19 protein-coding genes are annotated in these 21,054 nt (G+C 66.9%); 9 read left to right on the top strand and 10 right to left on the bottom strand.

What is annotated here, in order from left to right; genetic code table 11:
* Positions 1 to 39: 39 nt before the first annotated feature.
* The 4 genes from ACZK45_RS05985 to ACZK45_RS05970 are packed head-to-tail and all read left to right on the top strand — an operon-like array spanning position 40 to position 4,748.
* Positions 40 to 1,446, top strand: a complete 1,407-nt coding sequence (locus ACZK45_RS05985; protein ID WP_180837959.1) for a TolC family protein — start codon at positions 40 to 42, stop codon at positions 1,444 to 1,446.
* Positions 1,439 to 2,452 carry an HlyD family secretion protein gene (locus ACZK45_RS05980; RefSeq protein ID WP_004149835.1) on the top strand — a complete coding sequence of 338 codons (1,014 nt, stop codon included), beginning with the start codon at positions 1,439 to 1,441 and terminating at the stop codon, positions 2,450 to 2,452. Before ACZK45_RS05985 ends, ACZK45_RS05980 begins: the two co-directional genes overlap by 8 nt.
* Positions 2,437 to 3,624: an ABC transporter permease gene (locus ACZK45_RS05975; RefSeq protein WP_478445586.1), complete on the top strand. Its 1,188-nt coding sequence runs from the start codon at positions 2,437 to 2,439 to the stop codon at positions 3,622 to 3,624. The genes ACZK45_RS05980 and ACZK45_RS05975 overlap by 16 nt, the downstream gene beginning before the upstream one ends.
* Positions 3,621 to 4,748, top strand: coding sequence for an ABC transporter permease (locus tag ACZK45_RS05970; protein ID WP_180837957.1), 1,128 nt, complete (start codon positions 3,621 to 3,623; stop codon positions 4,746 to 4,748). The genes ACZK45_RS05975 and ACZK45_RS05970 overlap by 4 nt, the downstream gene beginning before the upstream one ends.
* Positions 4,749 to 4,868: 120 nt before the next feature.
* Here the strand turns inward: ACZK45_RS05970 and ACZK45_RS05965 are convergent, their stop codons facing one another.
* Both ACZK45_RS05965 and ACZK45_RS05960 read right to left on the bottom strand, forming a co-directional pair.
* Entirely contained in the window at positions 4,869 to 5,237 is a 369-nt protein-coding gene (locus ACZK45_RS05965) for a glycine zipper 2TM domain-containing protein (protein WP_032127541.1), read from the bottom strand.
* Positions 5,238 to 5,402: 165 nt separating this feature from the next.
* A complete protein-coding gene (locus tag ACZK45_RS05960; RefSeq protein ID WP_032127542.1) occupies positions 5,403 to 7,625 on the bottom strand; it encodes a methyl-accepting chemotaxis protein in 2,223 nt (740 codons plus the stop codon).
* Between the two features lie 280 nt (positions 7,626 to 7,905).
* On the opposite strand from ACZK45_RS05960, the gene ACZK45_RS05955 reads away from it, so the two are divergent.
* Positions 7,906 to 8,298 (top strand): barstar family protein, encoded by a 393-nt coding sequence (locus ACZK45_RS05955; RefSeq protein WP_049462356.1) that lies wholly within the window; start codon positions 7,906 to 7,908, stop codon positions 8,296 to 8,298.
* A gap of 28 nt (positions 8,299 to 8,326) precedes the next feature.
* Here the strand turns inward: ACZK45_RS05955 and ACZK45_RS05950 are convergent, their stop codons facing one another.
* Entirely contained in the window at positions 8,327 to 9,319 is a 993-nt protein-coding gene (locus ACZK45_RS05950) for a glycosyltransferase (protein WP_049462355.1), read from the bottom strand.
* Complete coding sequence (locus tag ACZK45_RS05945) at positions 9,319 to 10,596, bottom strand: O-antigen ligase family protein (protein ID WP_032127545.1); 1,278 nt, start codon at positions 10,594 to 10,596, stop codon at positions 9,319 to 9,321. Before ACZK45_RS05945 ends, ACZK45_RS05950 begins: the two co-directional genes overlap by 1 nt.
* A gap of 340 nt (positions 10,597 to 10,936) precedes the next feature.
* On the opposite strand from ACZK45_RS05945, the gene mutS reads away from it, so the two are divergent.
* From mutS to ACZK45_RS05930, 3 genes are all read left to right on the top strand, one after another.
* Complete coding sequence (mutS, locus tag ACZK45_RS05940) at positions 10,937 to 13,492, top strand: DNA mismatch repair protein MutS (RefSeq protein WP_032127546.1); 2,556 nt, start codon at positions 10,937 to 10,939, stop codon at positions 13,490 to 13,492.
* A 195-nt stretch (positions 13,493 to 13,687) separates the two neighbouring features.
* On the top strand, positions 13,688 to 15,331 hold the full coding sequence (locus ACZK45_RS05935) for a catalase (protein WP_478445585.1): 1,644 nt from the start codon (positions 13,688 to 13,690) through the stop codon (positions 15,329 to 15,331).
* A 108-nt stretch (positions 15,332 to 15,439) separates the two neighbouring features.
* The gene (locus ACZK45_RS05930) at positions 15,440 to 16,042 is read left to right on the top strand and encodes a DUF937 domain-containing protein (RefSeq protein ID WP_049424483.1); all 603 of its coding nucleotides are present in this window, start codon (positions 15,440 to 15,442) and stop codon (positions 16,040 to 16,042) included.
* 72 nt (positions 16,043 to 16,114) lie between these two features.
* Here ACZK45_RS05930 and ACZK45_RS05925 read toward each other — a convergent pair whose 3' ends face one another.
* From ACZK45_RS05925 to ACZK45_RS05915, 3 genes are all read right to left on the bottom strand, one after another.
* Positions 16,115 to 17,302 (bottom strand): glycoside hydrolase family 5 protein, encoded by a 1,188-nt coding sequence (locus ACZK45_RS05925; protein ID WP_253143364.1) that lies wholly within the window; start codon positions 17,300 to 17,302, stop codon positions 16,115 to 16,117.
* A gap of 113 nt (positions 17,303 to 17,415) precedes the next feature.
* On the bottom strand, positions 17,416 to 17,823 hold the full coding sequence (locus ACZK45_RS05920; protein WP_005408603.1) for an RNA-binding S4 domain-containing protein: 408 nt from the start codon (positions 17,821 to 17,823) through the stop codon (positions 17,416 to 17,418).
* A gap of 9 nt (positions 17,824 to 17,832) precedes the next feature.
* Positions 17,833 to 18,072 (bottom strand): hypothetical protein, encoded by a 240-nt coding sequence (locus tag ACZK45_RS05915; protein WP_125894513.1) that lies wholly within the window; start codon positions 18,070 to 18,072, stop codon positions 17,833 to 17,835.
* Between the two features lie 62 nt (positions 18,073 to 18,134).
* Here ACZK45_RS05915 and ACZK45_RS05910 point away from each other — a divergent pair, with 62 nt between their 5' ends.
* Positions 18,135 to 19,595, top strand: a complete 1,461-nt coding sequence (locus ACZK45_RS05910) for an MATE family efflux transporter (RefSeq protein ID WP_049399635.1) — start codon at positions 18,135 to 18,137, stop codon at positions 19,593 to 19,595.
* Positions 19,596 to 19,664: 69 nt separating this feature from the next.
* On the opposite strand, the gene ACZK45_RS05905 is transcribed toward ACZK45_RS05910, so the two are convergent.
* The 3 genes from ACZK45_RS05905 to ACZK45_RS05895 all read right to left on the bottom strand — a co-directional run bounded on the left by ACZK45_RS05905 (position 19,665) and on the right by ACZK45_RS05895 (position 21,005).
* Positions 19,665 to 20,072 (bottom strand): DUF1801 domain-containing protein, encoded by a 408-nt coding sequence (locus tag ACZK45_RS05905; protein ID WP_253143365.1) that lies wholly within the window; start codon positions 20,070 to 20,072, stop codon positions 19,665 to 19,667.
* 38 nt (positions 20,073 to 20,110) lie between these two features.
* Complete coding sequence (locus ACZK45_RS05900; protein ID WP_253143366.1) at positions 20,111 to 20,545, bottom strand: DUF1801 domain-containing protein; 435 nt, start codon at positions 20,543 to 20,545, stop codon at positions 20,111 to 20,113.
* Positions 20,546 to 20,624: 79 nt separating this feature from the next.
* Positions 20,625 to 21,005, bottom strand: coding sequence for a DUF6404 family protein (locus tag ACZK45_RS05895; protein WP_049462347.1), 381 nt, complete (start codon positions 21,003 to 21,005; stop codon positions 20,625 to 20,627).
* Between the last annotated feature and the right edge of the window lie 49 nt (positions 21,006 to 21,054).

Genomic DNA, 21,054 nt, shown 5'->3' with positions numbered 1-21,054 from the left:
CGCACTACCGTTTGCGCACTTCTTCACCATTGGGACGGCATGAGCGTGATCGGCCGACGTACAAGGATGCACTGCGCGAAGGCCGCGCTGGCGCTGGCGCTGACGACCTGCCTGCCACTGGCTGCGCAGGCGCAGACCCTCACCGATGCACCCGCATTGGACTGGGAGCAGGCACGGCAGCGCCTGGAGCAGGTCTCCGATGCACTGGCCGCCGCCGATGCAGCGGTACGCAACAAGCAGGACCTGCAGGACGCCACCCGCCTGCTGCGCCTGCCGGAGATCACCGGCGAAGTGCGCCGCCTGCAGTTCCAGAAGACCCTCACCCTGCCACTGGGTTCGCTGGCACCGGTGGCCGAGGCCTATGGCATCGACTCGCCGCTGTCGTTCACCGAACGCGACTGGCGTACCCGCCCGGTGGTGACCGCGGTGCTGCCGCTGTACACCGGCGGTGTGATTCCGGCCGCGCAACGTGCGGCCAGCGCCGCCCACGAACAGGCCAGTGCCGAACGCGAAGCACAACGCCAATCGCTGACCGTGCAGCTGGCCCAGGCCTATTTCGGCCAGCGCCTGGCCGAGCAGGCAGTGGATGTGCGGCGCGACGTACGCGATGGCCTCAACCGCCACCTGTCCGACGCGGAGAAGCTGGAACGCGAGGGCTTCGCCACCCGCGCCCAGCGCCTGCAGGCCACCGTGGCCCGCGACAAGGCCGAGCGCGAATACCAGAAAACGGTGAACGACCTGGCCACGCTGAAGGCGGCGCTGGCCACGCTGCTGCGCAGTGGTGGCGAGGTACAGCCGGTGTCGCCGCTGTTCGTGCAGCGCGTGCCATTGGAACCGGTCGCCAGCTTCGAGCGCACTGCGCAGGCGCGCCAGCCGCAGATCGCACGCCTGCGGGCGATGGTGGCGCAGGCCGAACAGGGCGTGCGCGTGCAGCAGGCCAAGCTGAAGCCGCAGATCTTCGCCTTCGGCCAGTACGACTTCCGCCGCCGCGACGAAATGCTGACCGATCCGGACTGGGCGTTCGGCATCGGCCTGAAGTACACCTTCCTGTCGCCGAACTCGCGGCCGGCGCAGATCAGCGCCGCGCGTGCACAGCAGGAACAGGCCGAAGCGGGCCTGCGCGAGGCCGAGAACCAGGTCGCACTGGGCGTGCGCAAGGCCTGGAACGAGCTGGAAACCGCACGCCAGCAATACGTGCTGCTCGAAAGCAGCATCACCCAGGCACAGGAAAACCTGCGCCTGCAGGAGCTGGCGTTCCGCGAAGGCCAGGCGACTTCGCTGGATGTGATCGACGCGCGGCTCGGCCTGGGCGGTGCCCGCGTCGAGCGCGCACAGGCCGCCTACCAATACGATATTGCGCTGGCACAGTTGCTGGAGGTCAGTGGACAGATGGACCGTTTCGAAGAGTTCCGGCGGCGTGCGGACGAGGTGATCGACCATGAGTGATGTGCTGCACGACGATGCAACGACGCCCCCGGCCAAGCGCCGCCTGGGCCCGATCCTGATAGTGGTGCTGCTGGTCGTGGTGGTGCTCGGCCTGTGGCTGGCCTGGCGCAGCCCGGCCGACCAGATCCAGGGGATGGCCGACGCCGATACCATCAACGTGGCCGCCAAGATCACCGCGCGCGTGGCCGAACTGAAGGTGCGCGAGGGCGACCGCGTGCAGCCCGGGCAGGTGCTGTTCCTGCTCGACAGCCCCGAAGTGGCCGCCAAGGAGCAACAGGCGCACGGCGCATTGGCCGCCGCACAGGCGGTGGCCGACAAGGCCGACGAAGGTGCGCGCAGCGAAGACATCCGCGCCGCTGAAGCGAACTGGAAGCGGGCTGAAGCCGGTGCGACGCTGGCTGAAGCGACCTACCAGCGCGTGCAGAACCTGTTCAACGAAGGGGTGATGACCCGGCAGAAGCGCGATGAAGCGCACGCCCAGGCCACCAGCTCGCGCGAACTGGCCCGTGCCGCCCGCGCGCAGTACGACATGGCGCTGGCCGGCGCACGCGAGCAGGACAAGCGTGCCGCGCAGGGCCAGGTGCAACAGGCACAGGGCGCGGTGGCCGAAGTCAACGCCGCACGTGTCGAAGTGGAAGGGCGCGCGCCGGTGGCGGGCGAGATCAACAAGCGCATGGCCGACCCCGGCGAACTGGTACCGGCCGGCTACCCGGTGTTCACCCTGGTCGACATCGACCGCATGTGGGTGGCGATGAACCTGCGCGAATCGCAGATGCAGGGCCTGAAGGTCGGCAGCAAGCTGCGCGGCAGCGTGCCGGCGCTCGGCCAGGACGGCGAATTCGAGGTCTACTTCATCAACCCGGCCGGCGACTATGCAACCTGGCGTACCACCCGCCAGTCGTCCGGCTACGACGTCCGCAGCTTCGAGGTGCGGGTGCGCCCGGTACGCCGCATCGAGGGCTTCCGCCCCGGCATGAGCGTGCTGTTCGCATGGCCCCAGCACTGAGCCCCGACAGCAGCAGCTTCGCCGCCAGCTGGCGGCGCGAGCTGCGGTCGCTGCGCGGCAACCGCGCCGACCTGCTGCTGGTCACCCTGCTGCCGCTGCTGATGCTGGCCGTGATGGCGTGGATGTTCACGCCCTCGGTGATGCGCGACATCCCGATCGCCGTGGTCGACCTCGACCACAGCAGCGACAGCCGCCTGCTGCTGCGCATGCTCGATGCCAGCCCCGGCGTGCGCATCGCCAGCCAGCCTGCGGACATGCAAGATGCACGTTCGCAGCTGCGTCGGCTGGATGTATTCGCCATCGTACTGGTGCCGCGCGATGTCACCCGGCAGGCGTTGCGTGGACGCCAGGGCACGGTGTTCGCCTATTACAACGCCACCTACATGACCACCGGCCAGTCCGCAGCGCGCGATATCGGCGACGCGGTCTCGGCCTGGAACGCACGCCTGCTGCGCGAGCGCATCGGCCTGCAGGTCGGCCCGGGCAAGCTGCGTGCGGCACCGATCGCGGTGCAGTCGGACATCCTGTACAACCCGGCGCGCAGCTACGAACTGTTCCTGCTGCCGCTGATCTTCCCGGCGGTGCTGTCACTGGTACTGGCGCTTGCGGTGGCCGGCAGCCTCGGCCGCGAAATCCGCGACAGCACCCTGCCCGCCTGGCTGGGCCGCACGCCGTGGCCGGCGATTGCCGGCAAGGTCGCGCCGTACATCCTGCTGTTCTCGCTGTATGGCGCACTCGGCATCGGCTACCTCGCCTGGCTGCGCGGCGATGGCGTGGCGGGCAGCGTGCTCATGCTGCTGCTCGCACAACCTCTGTTCTACCTGGCTACTGCCGCCTACGCGTTGTTCTTCGTCGGCGTCACCCGCGACATGGGTACCGCGCTGTCCGCGGTCGGCCTCAGCATCGGTACTGCACTGGCGTTCTCCAGCGCCACCTTCCCGGTGCTGGACGGCCCGTTGTTCACCCGCATCTGGCACCAGCTGCTGCCATTGAGCGCCTACATCAAGCTGCAGACCCAGCAACAGTTCATCGGTTCGCCGCTGCAGGTTTCGGTATGGCCGCTGGCCACGTTGCTGCTGATGTCAGTGGTGGCTGGCGGCATCGGTGGCCTGCGCCTGATTGCCTTCGCGCGCACGCCCGAAGCCGCACAACCGGCAGGAGCCGACGCATGAGCGCACTGTGGCGCAGTCTGCGGCAGACCCTGATGGCGGTGCTGTGCGACCGCTATGCGATCGTGGTGATGGTCGGCGCGGTGATCCTGTACTCGTTCTTCTACCCGGCCGCGTATCGCCACCAGGTGGCCGGCAACCTGCCGGTACTGGTGGTGGACGAAGACCACAGCGCGACCAGCCGCGAGCTGCTGCGGAAGCTCGACGCGTTGCGGGTCGCACGCGTGGTCGGGCAGCCTGCGGACATCAACAGCGCGCGCCAGCAGCTGGAAGCCGGTCATGCCGAAGGCATCGTGCTGATCCCGGCCAACCTGGAGCGCGACATCCTGCGCGGCCACCCGGCCAAGCTGGTGCTGCTCGGCAACGGCGCCTACCTGGGCCGCGCCAGCTGGGTGCTGGGCAGCGTGGCCGATGCACTGGGTGCGTTCGGACGTGAGGCGGTGGTCGGCCAGGCCGCCTTCATGGGCGCGCCGCAGGCACCACCGGTGACCCTGGTGCAGCGCCCGCTGTACAACACCCAGGAAGGCTACGGCAGCGCCATCGTGCCCGGCGTGGCCGAGCTGATCGTGCACCAGACGCTGCTGATGGGCATCGGCGTCCTGCTCGGCGGCCGTCGTCTCGCGCTCGGCCGGCGCCTGCGCTTCGACCTGCCGACGCTGGCCGGCATGGCACTGGGCTTCGGCCTGATCGGCCTGTTCGGCCTGTTCTACTACGCCGGCTTCACCGCCTGGGTGCAGGACTATCCGCGCGGCGGCAACCCATTGGGCCAGCTGCTCGGCGGCACCTTGTTCATCGCCGCCACCGTGGCCTTCGGCCTGTTCGTCGGCAGCTTCTTCCGAACCCGCGAACGCGCCTTCCAGTACATCATCGCCACCTCGATCCCGCTGTTCTTCCTGGCCAACCTGTCGTGGCCGGCGGTGATGACGCCACAACCGCTGGTCTGGCTTGCGCAGCTTCTGCCGACCACCTCGGGCATCAACCTGATGGTGCGCCTGAACCAGATGGACGCCCGCCTGACCGAAGTCAGCCACGAACTGATCACCCTCACCGCCCTGCTGCTGCTCTACGGCAGCCTCGCCAGCTGGCGCCTCCTCGCAAAAAAGGGGACGGAGGGGATTAAGTCGTAAGCGGCCGGTTTGGGGAATTACGACTTAATCCCCTCCGTCCCCTTTTCCTGCAACGAAGAACGCCGGCGCGAGGCCGGCGTTCGGATACTGCATCGTGGAAGGGCCAACCAGGTCGGTCAATCAGCGGTAGACGCGTTCGCAGCGACGTTCCACCACGCGGTCGCCGTTCTTCTGCTGGCTGTTGCCCTGGATCTGGCGACCGGCCGCACCACCTGCAACGGCGCCTGCCACGGTGGCCAGCTTCTTGCCGTTGCCGCCACCTACCTGGTTGCCGAGCAGGCCGCCGATCACCGCGCCGGTAGCGGTACCCGTGATGCGGTTCGGATCGCGCGAGTTGCGCTGCACTTCCACGTTCTTGCAGACCACGCGGCTGCCGTCGTTGAACTTGCGTCCCTCATCGCGCGGGCCATAGGTCTGCGCGCCGGCCACCGACGAAGCTGCCAGCAGGGTGCCCAGCACAAGCAATCGGGTCGAGGTCTTCATGGCCATCTCCTGAGTTCCGGTATGGCGCCAGTGTCCTCCCGCGGTTGGCAACCGGAAGTGAAATGCGCGTGTCCGCCACTTCATCGGCCATCGCACGTTCAGGAAGAAATCCGCGCCCATCGCGACCAGCCGTCGCGATGGGCGCCGTCTCCCTGCCGGCCTTGCCCTCTTCTAGAACTCTTCCCAACCACCCGCATTGGCGGCCAGCGTCGGCTCGATCCGCGGCGACAGCACCGCGGGCCGGCGTACCGGCGCAACCGATGCCGCCACGGCAGCCAGCGCCGGGCGCACCGCGGCGGCGGCGGTCACCGCCCCCGTGCGGAACACCGAAACCGCCTCGGCCAGCAGGTTGGCCTGCTCCTCCATCGAGCGTGCCGCCGCACTGGCCTCTTCTACAAGCGCCGCATTCTGCTGCGTGGTCTCATCCATCTGCACCACCGCCTGGTTGACCTGTTCGATGCCCGAGCTCTGCTCCTGGGAGGCAGCAGAGATATCGGCCATGATGTCGGTCACGCGCTGCACCGAGGCCACGATCTCGCCCATCGTGGTGCCCGCCTGGCGGACCAGCGCCGAGCCGTCGGCGACCTTGCCGACCGAATCCTCGATCAGCCCCTTGATCTCCTTGGCCGCCCCCGCCGAGCGCTGCGCCAGCGTACGCACTTCGCTGGCCACCACTGCAAAGCCCCTGCCCTGCTCGCCGGCACGCGCAGCTTCGACCGCCGCGTTCAGCGCGAGGATATTGGTCTGGAAGGCGATGCCGTCGATGACGCTGATGATCTCGGCGATTTTCTTCGACGATGCCTCGATGGCCGACATCGTGGTGACCACCTGGCCCACCACTTCACCGCCCTGGGAGGCAACACCATGCGCGCCGATGGCCAATTGGTTGGCCTGCCGTGCATGCTCGGCATTCTGCTTCACGGTGGAGGTCAGTTCCTCCATCGATGCTGCCGTTTCTTCCAGGTTTGCCGCCTGCTGTTCGGTACGCCGCGACAGGTCGGTGTTGCCCGAAGCGATTTCACCTGCGGCCAGATTGATGCTGGAGGCGCTGGACTGGATGCGGCCGACGATCTGCTTGAGCTGGTCGACGGTGGCATTGCAGTCATCACGCATGCGCGCGAACACGCCATGGAAATCACCCTGCATGCGCACGGTCAGGTCGCCGCGCGAGATGGCCTGCAGCAGGGTCGAGACCTGCACCAGGTTCTCGTCGGTGGTCTGCATCAGGCGATTGAGCCCAGCCACCATGTCGCGGAAATCATAGGCGAAGCGATCTTCGTCGCCGCGCAGGCTGAAGTCGCCTGCCGCAGCCGCTGTCGCCAACCGGCGGATCTCGCTGTTGATCGCCGACAGGCTGGACTTGGTTTCGTCCATCGCCTGGGTGATCGCCGCCTTCTCGCCGGGCAGCGGGTCCATGTCCACCGACAGATCGCCGCGTGCGTAGTGTTTCATCACCTCGATCAGCCGGTTCTGTACCTGCACGTGCGATCCAACCAGCGCATTGGTCTCATGCACCATGCGCCCGTAGTCACCGGGGAACGCGCTCTCGTCCATGCGGTAGCTGAGGCTGCCGGCATCGTGCTGGCGGGCCAGCTCCCCCTGTGCCGCCATCACCGACTGCAGCTGTGCCTGCATGCGCTGCATCGACTTCAGCAGCTGGGTCACCTCATCGTTGCCGGTGGCGTCGATGCTGCTGTCCAGGCGGCCACTGGCGATGCCGTCGGCCAGCTTCACCGCTCCTTCCAGCGGGCGGGTCAGGCTGCGGGTGATCGCCCAGGCCGCCAACGTCCCCAGCAACAGGCTCAGTGCCCCGAACGCGATCGACAGCGTGCCGGTCCACGATTCGGTTGCGCGGTACTCTTCGCGGCTGCGTTCGGTCAGTGCTTCCTGGTGGCGCAGCAGGGCCGAAATGGATTCATTCCAGGCCGTTGCCAATCCGTGCTCGGCCAGCAGCTCCTTCGCTGCACCATCGAAATCCCCCGCCTTCATGCGCTCATGCAATTGCTGGGTTGATGCATCGGTGGCCTTGCGGGCCGCCTCGATGCGCGCGACCAGGGTATCGCCGGTAGCGTCACGCGGAATCTTGATGTACTTGGCCCAGATACCGTCATAGGTCCGCGACAACTCCTGGGCACGCTGGTAATCCTTGTCGAACTCGTCACCCCGCTTGATCACCATCAGGCGACGATGCATCAGCACCGCGTTGTTGGTATCAAGCATGTCATTCAACAGGCGCATCTTCACCATGTTGACGTCCACCACTTTCTCGAACTGGGCGGATTTCAGCTGATTCCCATACAGCACCAGGCCGACGATGGCCATGATGAACAGCAGCAGCAGACCGAAGCCGGCGCCAAGCCGGGATCCCACACGGAGATTACGTAAGGCAAGCATCTCAATTCCCTTGATCGTGGCCGTACGTTCGATGGCGGCGCAGCGGAGGGAAACTTTACGGGACTTTATATATGGACCGATCCAAATATATGGAACTGTGCAGGCAGTCAGAAAATGCGGCGACCGATAATGGCGCCATATCCTTATCGAATAGCGCTGACACGCCAGCGTCCGATGAAAATCACGCAGGATTAACACCATAATAACGCCACCCCATCCAGGGCGGCCCGGATTATCTGCGCCGGACACAACCGTCGCCCCGGAGGGCTACAGTCTGCAGATGACACGGATCCTGCACATCGAAGGCGCGTCCATCAACGACATCGCCAGCCTCTACGTGGAAATCAATCGTGTGTTCATGGCCGACGAAGACTGGCAGCTGGGCGCAAGCCTGGACGCGCTTGATGACCTGCTGCACGGGGGCTACGGCGCGCTCGCCGGTCATGCCACCGCCACGGTGGTGTGGCGCGACATCGCCCACAGCCGCGAGGCACTGGGCCGCGAGACCACACGCGCCTGGCTGCAGTCGAAACTCGATCAGGGCGGCAGGTTCAACGGTCCGGCCATCCACGCTCAGTTGACGGCACTGTCACTTGGCCAGGGACAGACCTACTTCGAGATCGTCATGGAGATCTTCGGCAGCCATCCGCAGATCACCCTGGTGCCAGGCTGAGCACTCTGCAGCAACCAGCCGCATCAACTCAAAGCTTGGCCAGGGCCTCGCCCAGCCGGCGTGGGAACGCCACTTCGCTGGCCAGGTGCCATGCGCGTGCATTGGCGCCCAGCCGGGTCCACTCGGCCTCATCCATCGCCAGCGCACGCTCGACGGCCTGTTCCAGCGCCTTCTCATCCACATGCCAGGTCCTGGACAGATGACAGGGCTCGCCCTCGTGCGCGTCAACCAGGATGCCGCGGCTGTCGTCGATCATCTGGTTCATCGGCGCGCCATCGCAGGTGATCACCACCGCCCCGCAGCTCATCGCTTCCACCAGGTAATGGCCCCAGCCTTCGGTCTGCGACAGGCACAGGTGGAACGCATGTTCGTTCTGCAGGCGCTGCACCTCCTGGTCGGGCAGCCGCTCGCGGACGATCCGCAGGTTCGCGGCCCCGCCCTCATCTTCGTCCGAAGGGCCGCCGCGCAGGATGGTCAGCAAGGGCCACTCCGGATGGCGCTTCCAGACCTCGACCAGCGTTGCCGTCCCCTTCATGCGGCTGGTACCGGCCGCATGCAGGAAAGTGCGCGGCCTGCGCGGCACCGCCGGGTCGTAGCGGTCACGGCTGCAGAAACCGACTTCCAGCGCGCGCATGCCCAGTGCGTTGAAGATGCGCGTGGCGTCTTCGGTCTTGGTCAACAACGCATCGAACCGCGGCAGGATCCGCAGGCTGCGTGCGGACACCCATTCCGGATTCGGAATCAACAGATTGACCTCGGCCAGTCCGAAGCTTGCCGGCCGGACATGCTCCAGCGAGATGTTGATGTCGAACCGGGCCGGCGTGCGCCCCAGGCTCAGCCACGAGGCCAGCAGCCTGCGCAGGCGCATCCCGCGGAGCTTCCAGGCCCCCCCATTGCGCACCGCGTCCAGACGGCTGACCGTCACCGTGTGCCCGAGCTGCTGCAACGAGCGCTCGATCACCTGGATGTCATGGGACAGGCCACGCTGGTTGTCGGCGGCCAGCAGGTGGATATGCGCCATCAGGAGGGACTCCCTGGCCGGCGCAGGTCGCGCGCAGGCAAGGCGGTCGCCAGCATGAAGCCCAGCACCAGGTAGAAATAGAACGAATGGGGCATCGCCCGGTAGAACACGTTGTCCGTGAACGCCGACAGCGCATAGACGATCACCACGGCAAGTCCGGCGGTGGCGATCATCGCGGTGATGTCGTCGGCGTGGCCGAGGCGCCGCACGAAATGAATGCCGGGCAGGATGAAGACCAGCAGCATGATCAGCAGCAACGGCACGCCACCGGTCACCGCCGCTTCCAGGTACTCGTTGTGCGGGTGGTTGTAGCGGAAGATCGACTCGGACACCTCGCCGCGGGCGATGCCCTCACGTGCATAGGTACCGAACTGGTTCAGGCCCACCCCCGCCACGGGATGCTCGGCGAAGGCGTCGACCGCCACGCCCCACATGGCGATGCGCTCACGGACCGAGCCGACCTCGTTTTCCTGGTTGAAACCGGAGATCTCGCCACTGACCTCACCGAAGCGCTGGATCACCTCATGGTTCAGCACCGAGGTGGCACCGACCACGCCAATGACCAGGGCACCGACGAAGGCCAGTGCCCCCCGCCAGCGCCGGGTGCGCCGTACGTGCACCGCAATCACCATCAGCATGGCGGGAATGAACGCCAGGATCGGCCCGCGGCTCTGCGCCAGGATCGAACCGTAGACGCCAACGGCGATGGCCACGCCGTGCAGCCAGCGTTCGGCCGGATGCACATTGGGCTGGATCAACCGGATGACCGAGAACAACGCCATGCACAGCGTCACCATGGTGAACTCGATGGCGGTCCATTCGCCGCCACTGAAACCGTGCGCGCGTTCAAGGCCCATCACGTGGTGCTGCACGATGCACGACCCGCCGAAGACCAGGGTGGACACGGCGAAGATCTTCCAGATCAGGCGCCAGTCCAGCGCAGTGGCGAACACGGCAGCGGTACCCAGGTAGAGCAGTGTCTGCGCCGGCAGATCCAGCTCGTTCCAGCGCAGCCCGTGCCAGAGGATGCTGTAGAAGGCATAGGCCAGGCGCAGGAAGCAGACGATCACGATGAACCGGGCGATGCGGTAGCGCAGGCGGACATCGGGCTGGCGGCGGATCAGAACCACGCCGGTGACCAGCAGGGCCAGCAGCAGCACCGCCTTCAGCAAGGTGTAGGGTGCGGAGCCGGCAAGCGGAACGATGGCGACCAGGATGCTCAGCAGGACGGTACGCCAGGTGTAACGAGGTTCGGCGGCCATGCAGGCTGCAGTCATGCTTGTTCTTTCCATCAACGCCCGCCCGGGGGATAAGTCGCCCCGGTTTCCATGGAGGCCGCTTGGCGGAAATCGCCGGGGCTGACACTACCGTGGGCCCCTGGGGAAATCAACCAAAGTGCCGGCGCAGGGGCGCAGGCGTTGGCACACGGACAGCCCCCGGGCCCAGCGCGGGTGCCGCGGATCATCGACCGCCCCAGGTCGCTACACTAATGTCCTCTCCGGCCATGCCTGCGCGTGGCCACGCCCCGACGCCCTGCCAAGACGCGAAACGCCCCAAGTGACTGATACAAAAGACAACACCAGCAACGCCAAGGCGTCCAAGGAACACACCCCGCTGATGAAGCAGTTCTTCGCGGCCAAGTCCGATTACCCGGACCTGCTGCTGTTCTTCCGCATGGGTGACTTCTACGAACTGTTCTATGACGACGCCCGCAAGGCGGCGCGCCTGCTCGACATCACCCTGACCCAGCGCGGCAGCTCCGGCGGCGCACCGATCCCGATGGCCGGCGTGCCGGTACATGCCTATGAAGGCTACCTGGCACGGCTGGTGGCGCTGGGCGAGTCGGTGGCGATCTGCGAGCAGATCGGCGACCCGGCGCTGGCCAAGGGCCTGGTCGAGCGCAAGGTGGTGCGCATCGTCACCCCCGGCACGGTCACCGACGAGGCGCTGCTGGATGAACGCCGCGACACCCTGCTGATGGCCCTGTCGCGCAGCAAGCAGGGCTACGGCCTGGCCTGGGCCGACCTGGCCGGCGGCCGCTTCCTGGTCAACGAGGTGGAAACCGACGACGCGCTGGAAGCCGAACTGGCACGGCTGGAACCGGCCGAGCTGCTGGTGCCCGATGAAGAGAACTGGCCGGAGTTCCTGCGCCAGCGCACCGGCGTACGTCGCCGCGCGCCGTGGCTGTTCGATGCCGACAGCGGCCGCCGCCAGCTGCTGAATTTCTTCAAGCTGCATGACCTGAGCGGCTTCGGCATCGACGACAAGCCGCGCGCCACCGCTGCGGCCGGTGCCCTGCTTGGCTATGTCGAGGAAACCCAGAAGCAGCGCCTGCCGCACCTGACCTCGATCGCGATGGAAACCGCCGGCGAGGCGATCGCGATGAACGCCGCTACCCGCCGCCATCTGGAACTGGATACGCGTGTTGATGGCGACACCCGCAATACGCTGCTGGGTGTGCTCGACAGCACGGTGACGCCGATGGGCGGGCGCCTGCTGCGGCGCTGGCTGCACCGCCCGCTGCGCCTGCGCGAGGTGCTCGTACAGCGCCACCATGCGGTGGAAACCCTGATCGATCGCGGCAGCGATGCGGACATCCGCGAGCAGTTCCGCCGCCTCGGTGACCTGGAACGCATCCTCACCCGTGTCGCGCTGCGTTCGGCGCGGCCGCGCGATTTCTCCACCCTGCGCGACGGCCTGGGCCTGCTGCCGGCGGTGCGCGAGGTGCTGGCACCACTGGATTCGCCGCGCCTGCAGACGCTGCATGCGGCGCTGGGCGAACACGACGAGTGCGCGCAGCTGCTGGCCAGCGCCATCGCCGAAATGCCGCCGCTGAAGCTGAGCGATGGCGGCGTGCTGGCCGATGGCTTCGATGAAGAGCTGGACGAGCTGCGCCGCCTGTCCACCCACGCCGACCAGTTCCTGGTCGACCTGGAACAGCGCGAGCGCGAAAGCAGCGGCATTCCCACCCTGAAGGTGGGCTACAACCGCGTGCACGGCTACTACATCGAGATCAGCAAGGGCCAGTCCGACCGCGCGCCGGTGCACTACACCCGCCGCCAGACGCTGACCAATGCCGAGCGCTACATCACCGAAGAACTGAAGGCGTTCGAAGACAAGGTGCTGTCCGCGCGTGACCGCTCGCTGTCGCGCGAGAGGTACCTGTACGAGCAGCTGCTGGACACCCTCGGCGGCCAACTGGAACCGCTGAAGCAATGCGCCGCCGCGCTGAGCGAACTGGACGTACTGGCCGCCTTCGCCGAACGCGCGCAGGCGCTGGACTGGGCGCGCCCGGAGCTGCAGGCCGAGCCGTGCCTGAAGATCGAGCGTGGCCGCCACCCGGTGGTCGAGGCGGTGCGCGAGCAGCCGTTCGAACCCAATGATCTGGATCTGCATCCGGACCGTCGCATGCTGGTCATCACCGGCCCGAACATGGGCGGTAAATCGACCTACATGCGGCAGAACGCGCTGATCGTACTGCTGGCCCACATCGGCAGCTTCGTGCCGGCCAGCCGTGCGCTGATCGGCCCGATCGACCGCATCCTGACCCGCATCGGCGCCGGTGACGACCTTGCCCGCGGGCAGTCGACCTTCATGGTCGAGATGGCCGAAACCAGCTACATCCTGCATCACGCCACCGCCCATTCGCTGGTGCTGATGGACGAGATCGGCCGTGGCACGTCCACCTACGATGGCCTGGCACTGGCCGACGCGGTGGCCCGTCACCTGGCCTACCAGAACCGCTGCTACACGCTGTTCGCCACCCACTACTTCGAGCTGACCGCGCTGGCCGACGAGCAGCACGAGGGTGGCCGCAGCGGCATCGCCAACGTGCACCTGGATGCCGTCGAGCACGGTGAGGCGCTGGTGTTCATGCACGCGGTAAAGGATGGCCCGGCGAACCGCAGCTTCGGCCTGCAGGTGGCGGCACTGGCCGGCCTGCCGCGCGCCACCGTGGCACAGGCACGGCGTCGCCTGGCCGAGCTGGAACAGCGCGGTGGTGAAAGCCATGCCGCCGAGTTGGCGCCGCAGGCGTTGGATGCGCCGCAGCAGTTCGGCCTGTTCGCAGCACCGTCGAGCAAGGCGCAGGACGCGCTGGCGGCGATCGACCCGGACGAACTGACGCCGAAGCAGGCGCTGGAAGCCCTGTACCGGTTGAAGGCACTGCTGTAGCCGCAGCGCACGCCCATGGCCTCCCGCTCGCCTTGCGGGAGGCCTGTTGAAAGACTGTGCAAATCCGATTCTGCGTTTCAATTGACAGAACCTATCAACCTGAACGGATCATTCGATTATTCATTTCATCTGGCCATAGCTAAAGTCGAGTGAAGATGTTTCTCCCACGTCTTCACCGCCACCAGGAGCCAGCCGATGAGCCAGTCCGACAACAACAACGCCAAGTGCCCGTATCACACCGCCCCGTCGCCGGATCAGGGCGCCGAGCAGCAGCGCGAGCTCAGCACCACGCCCAAGCAGAAGCATGGCGATGATCCGGTCACGCCGATGACCACGGCCTTCGGCGCGCCGGTGGTGGACAACCAGAACAGCAAGACCGCCGGCCCGCGTGGCCCGCTGCTGATGGAAGACGTCTGGCTGCTGGAAAAGCTGGCCAACCTCAACCGCGAGATCATTCCCGAGCGCCGCATGCACGCGAAGGGCTCGGGCGCGTTCGGCACCTTCACCGTCACCCACGACATCAGCAAGTACACCCGCGCCAAGCTGTTCGAGAAGGTCGGCAAGCAGACCGAGATGTTCGCCCGCTTCACCACGGTGGCCGGCGAGCGTGGCGCCGCCGACGCCGAACGTGACATCCGCGGCTTCGCGCTGAAGTTCTACACCGAAGAAGGCAACTGGGACCTGGTCGGCAACAACACCCCGGTGTTCTTCCTGCGCGACCCGCGCAAGTTCGCCGACCTCAACAAGGCCGTGAAGCGCGACCCGCACACCAACCTGCGCAGCGCGCGCAACAACTGGGACTTCTGGACGCTGCTGCCCGAAGCCCTGTTGCAGGTGACCGTGGTGATGAGCGACCGCGGCATTCCGCGCAGCTTCCGCCACATGCACGGCTTCGGCTCGCACACCTACAGCTTCACCAATGCCGACAGCGAGCGCTTCTGGGTCAAGTTCCACTTCGTCAGCCAGCAGGGCATCGAATCGCTGACCGACGCACAGGCGCAGATCCTGGTCGGCCATGACCGCGAAAGCCACGGCCGCGACCTGTTCGCCGCGATCGAGAAGGGCGACTTCCCGAAGTGGAAGCTGTTCATCCAGGTCATGCCGGAGCTGGACGCGGAAACCTACCGCGTGCATCCGTTCGACCTGACCAAGGTGTGGCCGAAGAGCGACTACCCGCTGATCGAAGTGGGCCAGTTCGAACTGAACCGCAACCCGGTCAACTGGTACCAGGACGTTGAGCAGTCCGCGTTCGCACCGAGCAACCTGGTGCCGGGCATCGGCCCGTCGCCGGACAAGATGCTGCAGGCTCGGCTGTTCGCCTATTCCGATGCGCAGCGCTACCGCTTGGGCGTGAACCACCACCAGATTCCGGTGAACGCCGCGCGCTGCCCGGTACACAGCAACCACCGCGACGGTGCGATGCGCGTGGACGGCAACTACGGCGGCCTGCCGCACTACGAGCCGAACAGCTACGGCCAGTGGCAGGAACAGCCGCAGTACCGCGAACCGCCGATGAAGATCCGCGGCGACGCCGACTTCTGGAATTTCCGTGAGGACGACGCCGACTATTTCAGCCAGCCCGGTGCGCTGTTCCGCAGCTACAACCAGGCGCAGAAGGACCGCCTGTTCGCCAACACCGCCCGCGCCCTGGGCGATGCGCCGGACTTCATCAAGCAGCGCCACATCGACAACTGCAGCAAGGCCGACCCGGCCTACGGTGCCGGCGTTGCCGCGGCGCTGAAGGCGCTGGCCAGCCAGCCGTCGGATCCGTTCAAGCCGGCGCAGCCGGAAGCGGACTTCCCCACCGCGACCCCGGGCGCCGAAGACATCGAGCTCTGATCGCCCTGCCCCGTGTACGGCACGCCGCCTCCCCGTGAGGCGGCGTCGCCGTTTTAACGGTCCGCGTCGTACCTTCTGCACGCCCAACCCCAATCAAGGATTCCGCAGATGAGCCTGACCGACGAACTTCTCGCCAAATTGCAGGGCGCCCCGCTGCAGCAGGTGTCGCAGCAGCTCGGCATCAGCGATACCCAGGCTTCCGGCGCGATCAGTGCCGCGCTGCCGGTGCTGATGGGCGCGCTGGGCAACAACGCCTCGCAGCCGCAGGGCGCGCAGGCGCTGCTCGGCGCCTTGCAGAACAACCACAGCGGCCTGGACCTGGGCAGCGTGCTCGGCTCGGTACTGGGTGGTGGTGGCGGTGGTGCCGCCAGCGACGGTGCCGGCATCCTCGGCCACATCTTCGGCGGCAGCCAGCAGAAGGTGGAAACCGGCCTGGCCCAGGCCACCCAGCTCGACAGCGGCCGCACCAGCCAGCTGCTGCAGATTCTTGCCCCGATCGTGATGGCCTTCCTCGCCCAGCGTCTCGGCGGCGGCCAGGCCGATGCCGGCTCGCTCAGCCAGGCCCTGGGCCAGGAGAAGCAGCAGGTGCAGCAACAGGGTGGCCTGGCCGGCGGCCTGCTCGGCAGCCTGCTGGACCAGGATGGTGATGGTCAGCTGGGCGTGGGCGATCTGCTCAAGCTGGGCGGCAATCTGCTCGGCGGCAAGCGCTGAGGGAAAGCCTGGCCGGACATGGGCCGGCGCTACCGGCATCGCCATGGGTAGCGCCGGGCCATGCCCGGCGGCTTACCGGTTGCCCGCCTTCAAACGCTGCAGGATCGGTGCGAACAGGGGCGCCTGCATCGAACGCGGCGGCTCGACATGGCCGCCCTTTTCCTGCGCCTGCCAGTACGACCACGGCAGCGGCTTGTCGCCCAGTTCGTAGTCCATGCCATCCCAGCCATCCTCGCGGAAGGCGTAGAAGGCCCAGTGCACCTTGTCCTGCTCCAGCACCTGCAGCACATCCTGCAGGTAGCGGCTGCAGTCCGGCCACCGCCGCATGCAGCCGAATTCGGCCACCACCATGCGGTTGGCACCGACGCCATGCGAGGCGGCCCACGTCATCGGCTGCTGCAGGTAACGGCGTACACGCGCCGCATCCCAATGCTCGCTGCCTGCACCGAACGGCACCTGCGCCGGATAGCGCCAGGGTTTGGCACGCGTCTGGTTCGGTGCACTGGTTGCTGCATACGGCTCGTACATGTGCACGCTGTACAGCAGCTTCGAATCCGCCAGCGGTGCCGGCCAGTAGTTGAAACCGTCGGCGGCGGCATACCAGCCCGCATCCAGCATCAGCGGCATCGCGGTGTCGACCTCGCGGATGCTGGCGATCAGTTCCGAGTAGAAGCGGCGCAGATCGCGTGGGCCGTCCTGCACACCGGCATACCACCGCTGCATCGCCTCAGTGGACGCATGCTCGGCCAGGCCTGCACCGTACTCGGGCACCGGCTCATTGATGAGGTTGTAGGCGGCCAAGGCAGGATGACCCTTCAGCGCCGTGGCCAGGTCATGCCAGAAGCGACGGACCGGCACATGGTTGTCGAAGGACTGCCACAGGCGCTGGTCGACCACATCGCCGTTGTGCTGCTTCCAGCGCAGCAACGGCAGCGACAGCGGCGTCAGCACCACTTTCAGTCCGGCCGCATCGGCGTCATCCAGCACCCGCCGCAGCGTGGCCAGGTCGGCCGGAACCAGTCCGCGATAGTCATCGGCGTTGCCGATCAGGAAGTCACGACCGCCCTGCCCCTTCCACTTGTCCGGCACCAGCCGCACCCAGGTCGCACCGGTCGCACGCAGCGCCTCGAAGTATTTCCGGTCCGGAGGCGACATGTTCATGCTGTTGCCACCGCGTTGCGGAACGTCCCAGAAGGTGATGTCGGCAGCGTGCAGTGGCGCAGCAGCAAGCAGGGACAGGCATAACAGCAGACGACGCATGGGCAGGCCTTCGATAGGTGAAAAACCAGCCTGCCCAGCGCAATCCGAACGTACCGTGACCGGCGCCTTGTTTCGCACCGCGATAGGAACAATCCGTTGGAATCAGGATTTCGCTAGAGCGCGTCGATGTCACCCAAGGCCCGGATCAAACGCCGCGCGCGCTTGTCCGGCTTGTGTTCCGGCGGCTGGAAACCATCGCGTGCCGCGATGCGCAGTGCACGCTGTTCGGCACGGCGCGCCTTCGAAGCCTCGCTCTCGGCGTACAGCTGCTGTGCCGTTGGCGCCGGCCCGCGCTGGTCGCTCAGGCCCAGCACCTGGATCTCGAAATGCTCCTCGCCGCGGTCGACCTGCAGCTGCTCACCCACGCGCACCGCGCGCGAGGACTTCGGGCGCTGCCCGGCCACGCTGACCTTGCCGGTCTCGATGGCCTGCTTGGCCAGGCTGCGGGTCTTGAAGAAACGGGCCGCCCACAGCCAGATGTCCAGGCGGACACTGGGCGACAGCGGGGAAAGCTCGGTCATCGGCAGGGACTACTCCGTTCGCTTGTTCAGGGGACGCGGGTTGTCGGGGTCGGTGCGGCAGCCGCTGCCCCCGATCAGGGTGGGAACGCCGGCGGAAAGATCCTGGCGCTGGCTGCCGACCAGGCACTCGGCGCGGTCGGTTGGCCGCACCTGGGTATCGCCCAGCCGGTCACTTGTCGAACATGCGGCCAGCGCGGCGCCGATCAAGGCCAGCGCCAGCCTTCGCTTCACCTGCAGTCGTTGATGCATTGCCACATCCTGCAAACCGGCTTGGTGCTAGTGTGCGCCTCCCGGGATTCGATCACCACTCCATGGCCAAAGCGCCGCTTGACCTGACCTCCGGCCCGATCGGCCGCAATCTCCTGTTGTTTTCCCTGCCGATCCTGGCCGGCAACATCGCGCAGTCGCTGAACGGTTCGGTGAATGCGGTCTGGGTCGGGCGCTTCCTCGGCGAGGCGGCACTGACCGCCACCGCGAACGCCAACAACATCATGTTCTTCCTGATCGGCTCGGTGTTCGGCTTCGGCATGGCCTCGACCATCCTGATCGGCCAGGCGATCGGTGCGCGCGACATCGCGCAGGCACGGCGCGTGGTCGGTACCAGCGCCACCTTCTTCATCGGCCTGTCGGTGATCATCGCCATCGCCGGCTGGTTCATGGCCCATCCGCTGCTGGCGGCGATGGGCACGCCGGCCGCCTCGCTGCCGCTGGCCGAGGCCTACCTGCAGATCATCTTCCTGGCGATGCCGACGCTGTACGCGTTCGCCTTCCTCACCGCCGCGCTGCGCGGTGCCGGTGATTCACGCACGCCGTTCCGTTTCCTGATGGTGTCGGTGGCGCTGGACATCGTGCTGAACCCGGTGCTGATCTTCGGCATGGGGCCGTTCCCGGCGCTGGGCATTGCCGGTTCGGCCTGGGCCACGCTGGTCGCGCAGACGCTGTCGCTGGCCGGCCTGCTGCTGTACATGCGGCACAAGCGCCACACCCTGTGGCTGGGCCGCGCCGACATGCGCCTGTTCAAGCTCGACCTGACCATCCTCAAGGCGCTGGTCATCAAGGGCGTGCCGATGGGCCTGCAGATGGTGCTGATCTCGCTGTCGGTGATCCTGCTGATGACCATGGTCAACCAGTACGGCACCGACACCGGCGCCGGTTACGGCGCTGCCCTGCAGCTGTGGAACTACCTGCAGATGCCGGCCATGGCGATCGGTGCGGCGTGCTCGTCGATGGCCGCGCAGAACGTCGGTGCGCAGCGCTGGGATCGCGTGCGTGGCACTGCGCGCCAGGGCGTGCTGTTCAACTTCCTGTTGACCGGCGCGCTGATCCTGCCGCTGGTGGTGTTCGATCGCCAGCTGCTGGCACTGTTCCTGCCACCGGCCAGCCAGGCGCTGGACATCGCCCGCCATCTCAACCACGTGGTGATCGGCTCGTTCCTGTTCTTCGGCGTCAGCTTCGTGATCTCCGGCGTGGTTCGCTCCACCGGCGCAGTGATTCCGCCGCTGCTGATCCTGGCCGGTTCGCTGTGGGGCGTACGCGTGCCGTTCGCCGAACTGCTGCAGCCGTACTGGGGCGCCGATGCGATCTGGTGGAGCTTCCCGGTCAGCTCGCTGGTGTCGATGCTGCTGTCGCTGGCCTATTACCGCTGGGGCGGCTGGCGCAAGGCGAAGATGATGGGCAAGCCCTCGCACGCCGAGGAACTGGCCACGCCGTCGGAGATTCCGGCCTGCCCGCCGTCGCCGGTGGCCGACCCGGATGCCGCGCCACTGCGGTAGTGCCGGCCGCTGGCCGGCAACCTCAAGCCCCTCCGGAAGCATCGCGCAACAGCCGGCCAGCGGCCGGCTCTACCGCTTCTTCTTCGCCGCGTTGAACGTGGCCGCCGCGCGCAGCAGTGCCTTCAACGCGGCGGCATCCGGCATCGCGCCTTCATGGATGTCGATCGCACGTCGCGTGTTGCCGTCCAGGCTGGCGTTGAACAGGCCCTTCGGATCGGCCAACGCCGCACCGTTGGCAAAGGTCAGCTTCACCGCCTGTTTGTAGGTTTCGCCGGTGCACAGGATGCCGTTGTGCTCCCACACCGGCGTGCCGCGCCACTTCCAGGTTTCCTGCACGTCCGGCAGCGCCTCGTGGATCAAGGCACGCACGCGTGCCAGCGCCTCGCCACGCCAGTCGCCCAGCTCGGCGATGCGTGCATCGATCAGTTCAGCGGCCGGGGTTCCGGCATCGGCAGGGTTCGGTGCATGCGTGGCCATCAGCGGTTCTCGTCGGCAGGGAGATCGGAACGATGCACTTACATGCGCTCGCCGGGCAATGCCGCGGCCTGGCGCACCCAGTCGAGGAACTGCGCCTCATCCAACGCACCCTCCTGCTGGATGTGCAGGTAGCGCGTATCAGCACTCTTCGACGGCTCCGGCGGCGCCGGCTTCAGCGCAGCGCCGCGGAAGAACGCCACCTTGATGTAGCGGGTGAAGCAGTGGAAGCTGAGAAACCAGCCTTCGCCCGGCGCAACCGCATACATCGGCGAATTCCACTTCACTGCCTTGTGCACACCGGGTACAGCCTGTTCGATCAGCGCGTCCAGCTGTGCTCCGATCGGCCGCTTCCAGTCCGGCATCGCCGCGATATAGGCCTGCACCGGCGCATCGCCCTCGCCCTTGGCGATCTGCGGGTTGCCGCCTGACAACAGCGCGGGCGCGGTGGAAGGTGCGGTTCGCTTGGCAGGCATCGCACAGCACGTCCATCGGGATGAAACCGCAGCCTAGCGCGGCCTGTCCCCAACGGTCACGGCGCAGTGCGCCATCGGCTCAGTCCGCTTGCCGCGCCCGGAACTGCTGCCAGTCCGGCAGCTTGCGGTGGCGGCGCAGCGAACGCATCAGCGCCGCCATCACAATGCCGAACAGCGCACCGGCCACCAGGCCGGCCGCCAGCAGCAGGGCCAGCGGGCGCTCACTGCCCTGCCACAGCATCAGCCACATCAGCGCGGTCCAGAACAGCCCGAACAGCAGGCCCTGCACCAGCGCATTGGTGCCGAAGCCGGCCAGGATCGGCGGTGGCAGTGCGATGCCCATGCGCCACAGAAGGCGATGCAGCAGCGGTGCCGACTGCACGCGCGCCAGCCCTTTTCCGTCGAGGAAGCGCAGCGCCGACTGGATCACGGCGGGATAGCGCGGGTTGATGTCGTTCATCCCCTGATCGTGGCCGAAGCGATGCCGGAAACGCAAACGGCCACCCGAA

Source organism: Stenotrophomonas sp. 63632_Sma (assembly GCF_056482875.1).
The sequence above is the reverse complement of the archived record's forward strand: the minus strand, read 5'-3'. Positions and strand labels throughout refer to the sequence as shown.

Excerpts from the sequence above, each read along its gene's own strand:
- ACZK45_RS05955 (WP_049462356.1), top strand. The coding sequence starts at position 7,906 with ATGACACGGATCCTGCACATCGAAGGCGCGTCCATCAACGACATCGCC.
- ACZK45_RS05895 (WP_049462347.1), bottom strand. The coding sequence starts at position 21,005 with ATGAACGACATCAACCCGCGCTATCCCGCCGTGATCCAGTCGGCGCTG.
- ACZK45_RS05945 (WP_032127545.1), bottom strand. The coding sequence starts at position 10,596 with ATGACTGCAGCCTGCATGGCCGCCGAACCTCGTTACACCTGGCGTACC.
- ACZK45_RS05965 (WP_032127541.1), bottom strand. The coding sequence starts at position 5,237 with ATGGCCATGAAGACCTCGACCCGATTGCTTGTGCTGGGCACCCTGCTG.
- ACZK45_RS05920 (WP_005408603.1), bottom strand. The coding sequence starts at position 17,823 with ATGACCGAGCTTTCCCCGCTGTCGCCCAGTGTCCGCCTGGACATCTGG.
- ACZK45_RS05960 (WP_032127542.1), bottom strand. The coding sequence starts at position 7,625 with ATGCTTGCCTTACGTAATCTCCGTGTGGGATCCCGGCTTGGCGCCGGC.
- ACZK45_RS05930 (WP_049424483.1), top strand. The coding sequence starts at position 15,440 with ATGAGCCTGACCGACGAACTTCTCGCCAAATTGCAGGGCGCCCCGCTG.
- ACZK45_RS05915 (WP_125894513.1), bottom strand. The coding sequence starts at position 18,072 with ATGCATCAACGACTGCAGGTGAAGCGAAGGCTGGCGCTGGCCTTGATC.
- ACZK45_RS05975 (WP_478445586.1), top strand. The coding sequence starts at position 2,437 with ATGGCCCCAGCACTGAGCCCCGACAGCAGCAGCTTCGCCGCCAGCTGG.
- ACZK45_RS05970 (WP_180837957.1), top strand. The coding sequence starts at position 3,621 with ATGAGCGCACTGTGGCGCAGTCTGCGGCAGACCCTGATGGCGGTGCTG.
- mutS (WP_032127546.1), top strand. The coding sequence starts at position 10,937 with ATGAAGCAGTTCTTCGCGGCCAAGTCCGATTACCCGGACCTGCTGCTG.
- ACZK45_RS05985 (WP_180837959.1), top strand. The coding sequence starts at position 40 with ATGAGCGTGATCGGCCGACGTACAAGGATGCACTGCGCGAAGGCCGCG.
- ACZK45_RS05905 (WP_253143365.1), bottom strand. The coding sequence starts at position 20,072 with ATGGCCACGCATGCACCGAACCCTGCCGATGCCGGAACCCCGGCCGCT.
- ACZK45_RS05980 (WP_004149835.1), top strand. The coding sequence starts at position 1,439 with ATGAGTGATGTGCTGCACGACGATGCAACGACGCCCCCGGCCAAGCGC.
- ACZK45_RS05935 (WP_478445585.1), top strand. The coding sequence starts at position 13,688 with ATGAGCCAGTCCGACAACAACAACGCCAAGTGCCCGTATCACACCGCC.
- ACZK45_RS05925 (WP_253143364.1), bottom strand. The coding sequence starts at position 17,302 with ATGCGTCGTCTGCTGTTATGCCTGTCCCTGCTTGCTGCTGCGCCACTG.
- ACZK45_RS05950 (WP_049462355.1), bottom strand. The coding sequence starts at position 9,319 with ATGGCGCATATCCACCTGCTGGCCGCCGACAACCAGCGTGGCCTGTCC.
- ACZK45_RS05910 (WP_049399635.1), top strand. The coding sequence starts at position 18,135 with ATGGCCAAAGCGCCGCTTGACCTGACCTCCGGCCCGATCGGCCGCAAT.
- ACZK45_RS05900 (WP_253143366.1), bottom strand. The coding sequence starts at position 20,545 with ATGCCTGCCAAGCGAACCGCACCTTCCACCGCGCCCGCGCTGTTGTCA.